This is a genomic window from Lysobacter sp. ESA13C (genome assembly GCF_019970005.1).
Classification (GTDB): Bacteria; Pseudomonadota; Gammaproteobacteria; order Xanthomonadales; family Xanthomonadaceae; genus Lysobacter; species Lysobacter antibioticus_B.
This window is the reverse complement of the sequence record NZ_JAHXYK010000027.1, coordinates 1-1,730: the sequence shown is the minus strand read 5'-3', so window position 1 is coordinate 1,730 and position 1,730 is coordinate 1. Positions and strand designations below refer to the sequence as shown.

The following is a 1,730-nucleotide window of genomic DNA, read 5'->3' as shown; positions in this document are numbered from 1 at the left end:
CGTGGAACGCCACGGACGCGCCGTATCCGGTCGACCGGCTGGTGCACGAGTGGTTCGAGGCGCAGGCGGCGAAGACGCCGGACGCGATCGCGCTGGTGCAGGACGAAGCGAGCCTGACGTACGCGGAGTTGAACGCCCAGGCCAACCGCCTGGCGCATTATCTGCGTTCGTTGGGGGTGCAGCCGGACGACCGGGTGGGCCTATGCGTCGAGCGCAGCCCGGCGATGGTGGTGGGGCTGCTGGCGGTGCTGAAGGCGGGGGGGGCGTATGTGCCGCTGGATCCGGGCTATCCGGCCGATCGGCTGGCGTACATGCTGGAGGACAGCGCGCCGGTGGCGGTGCTGACCCAGCAGGCGTTGCAGACCTTGCTGGCATGGCCGGCGGGTATCCCGGTGCTGACGCTGGATGCGGATCGGGCGCCGTGGCAGGACGCGCCGGCAGACGATCCGGTCCGCGGGACGTTGTCGAGCGAGCATCTGGCGTACGTGATCTACACCTCCGGCTCCACCGGCCGGCCCAAGGGCGTGATGGTGGAGCATCGCGGGCTGGGCAATCTGATCCAGGCACAGATCGAACGGTTCGGGGTACGGCCGGACAGCCGCGTCCTGCAGTACGCATCGGTCAGCTTCGACGCGTGCGTGCTCGAGACCGTGATGGCGTGGGGCAGCGGTGCGCAGTTGCGGCTGCTTGCCGGCGATACCGCAAATCTGGTTGGTGCGGCGCTGAGTGAACTGATTGTACGCGCGCGCATTACCCATGCGCTGCTCACGCCGGCCGTGCTCGGTGGTCTGCCCGACGACAGTCTCCCGGGGCTGGAAACGATCATTGTCGGTGGCGATGCATTGCCGCAGGCGCTGGTCGATCGCTGGCCGCAACGACTGGTAAACGCGTACGGCCCGACGGAAGCGACGGTATGTGCGACTACGTTCGATTGTCGCGAATCGCATACGAACGCGCCGCCGATCGGACGGCCGATCGCTAACGCGCGCGTATACATTCTAGATCCGCAAGGCCAGCCGGTGCCGATCGGCGTGCCGGGCGAGCTGTACATCGGCGGCGTGGGGGTTGCGCGGGGTTATCTGAACCGGCCGGAGCTGACGGCGGAGCGCTTCGTGCGCGATCCGTTCAGCGCGGTCCCCGAGGCGCGGATGTATCGCTCGGGCGACCTGGGCCGCTGGCTGCCGGACGGTACGATCGAGTTCCTGGGTCGTAACGATTTCCAGGTGAAGGTGCGGGGCTTCCGGATCGAGCTGGGCGAGATCGAGTCGCGGCTGGTGGCGCAGCCGGGGGTGCGCGAGGCGGTGGTGCTGGCACGCGAGGACGTGCCGGGCGACAAGCGCCTGATCGCGTACTACCTGGCCGAAGAGGCGTTGAGCGCGCAGTCGCTGCGCACGGCGCTGCAGCAGGAACTGCCGGACTACATGGTGCCGGCGGCGTACGTGCACCTGGCGCAATGGCCGCTGACGCCGAGCGGCAAGCTGGATCGCAACGCGCTGCCGGCGCCGGATGGGCAGGCGTATACGCAGCGTGTCTACGAGCCGCCGCAAGGCGAGGTCGAGACGACGCTGGCGTCGATCTGGTGTGAGCTGTTGCGGGTGGAGCAGGTCGGCCGATACGACAATTTCTTCGAGCTCGGTGGGCATTCGTTGTTGGCCGTGACGCTGATGGAGCGCATGCGGCGCCGCGGATTGTCGACCGACGTGAAGTCGATCTTCAGCGCGCCGACGTTG

General features: G+C 68.1%; 1 protein-coding gene. It reads left to right on the top strand.

The window, feature by feature from the left end:
• Nucleotides 1-1,730, top strand: a 1,730-nt coding sequence (locus LC490_RS24175; RefSeq protein ID WP_223621889.1) for a non-ribosomal peptide synthetase, incomplete at both ends; no start/stop codon positions are given.